General features: G+C 51.8%; 1 protein-coding gene. It reads right to left on the bottom strand.

What is annotated here, in order from left to right:
- Positions 1-30 precede the first annotated feature (30 nt).
- A complete protein-coding gene (locus tag GO755_RS40625) occupies positions 31-1,032 on the bottom strand; it encodes an IS110 family RNA-guided transposase (RefSeq protein ID WP_157591165.1) in 1,002 nt (333 codons plus the stop codon).
- Between the last annotated feature and the right edge of the window lie 193 nt (positions 1,033-1,225).

Raw genomic sequence — 1,225 nt, 5'->3', positions numbered from 1 at the left:
TTTGTCATGAACTGTGTCAAAAGTCAAGTATTAAGCCAAATTTTGTTTGGGTAGGCCAAACCCATTGATGAATTCAACATTGTTCTTAACCACCACAAAAACCTGATGCACCAACTTATTCATCACCCCCACCATCGCTACTCGATGGCATTTACCCTTGGCCCGTAGCCGGTCATAAAGCGCTTGGCAGGCCAGATTGTACTTACGAGCAGAACGGGCCGCCATGTATAAAAGGCCACGGACATACCCTAAGCCCGTACGCGCCATCCGACCCCGACGACGAACCGAACTGCCCGATTGCACTTGAGTGGGCGCAAGGCCCACAAACTTAGCCACCGCTTTGGCTGACTCGAAACCAGCCAAACCATTGGTGGCGGTGCACAAGGCTTGAGCCGAAGCGGGCCCAATCCCCTTGACCCGTTGCATCCGCTCCGAGATCGTCTGTAGCTCGTGCTGGCTCATCTGATCCAGTTCCTCTTCAAAGAGAGCAATCTTGGTCAAGTAACTTTGCTGCAAAACCAGCAGGCTAGTCTTGACCTTGGTGCTGGCTCGGGGATCGAACGATAGCGCATGGAGTTGATTGGCTACTGCCTGGTGGCTGATTCGCAAATCATTCAGGTGTTTGTGTTGTTGGCGAAGCTGGTGCAGGGACTCATCGGCCAGTTGGGAAGGCTGGGGTTGGAAGATTTGCCCATAGCGAGCCAACAGGATTGCATCGCTGCGGTCGGTCTTACTAATGGACTTTAAGCTGGTCGAAAAACCCTTGCTTTGGGCGGGCGTCAGGATGCTAAAGGCTTTGTCGAGTAAGGCCAATACCCAAGCTAAACGAGCCGAATAGGTACCTGTGTGCTCAAAGATCACCTGGCAGTTGGGCGGTAACGGGGTCGCCCAGTTTTGCAGATGAGCCAGCTCATTGGGCACTTTATGATACGCCCACTGGGGTTGGCCCTGGTCATCCAGGCCGGTTTGATGGCTGATGTGCAGGGTGTCTTTGCTGACATCAACGCCATAATAGTGTGTCTGCTGATTCATCTTAAAAACGCTAAAAGAGAAAGTCTCATGCTGGGTACATCATTGTGAAACGGACTCTAGGTCCACTGAACTGTCCGGGTTCCATGAGTTTGGTTCTCCAGGCTACCCTTCATGACAACCGGTCTTGCTGACCATTCCGACGTAGGTATGACCCGGAGAACCAAAGATTATTTGTTCAAGGCAAACTTACAAT

This window comes from Spirosoma arboris (assembly GCF_009754945.1).
GTDB lineage: Bacteria > Bacteroidota > Bacteroidia > Cytophagales > Spirosomataceae > Spirosoma > Spirosoma arboris.
The sequence above is the reverse complement of the archived record's forward strand: the minus strand, read 5'-3'. Positions and strand labels throughout refer to the sequence as shown.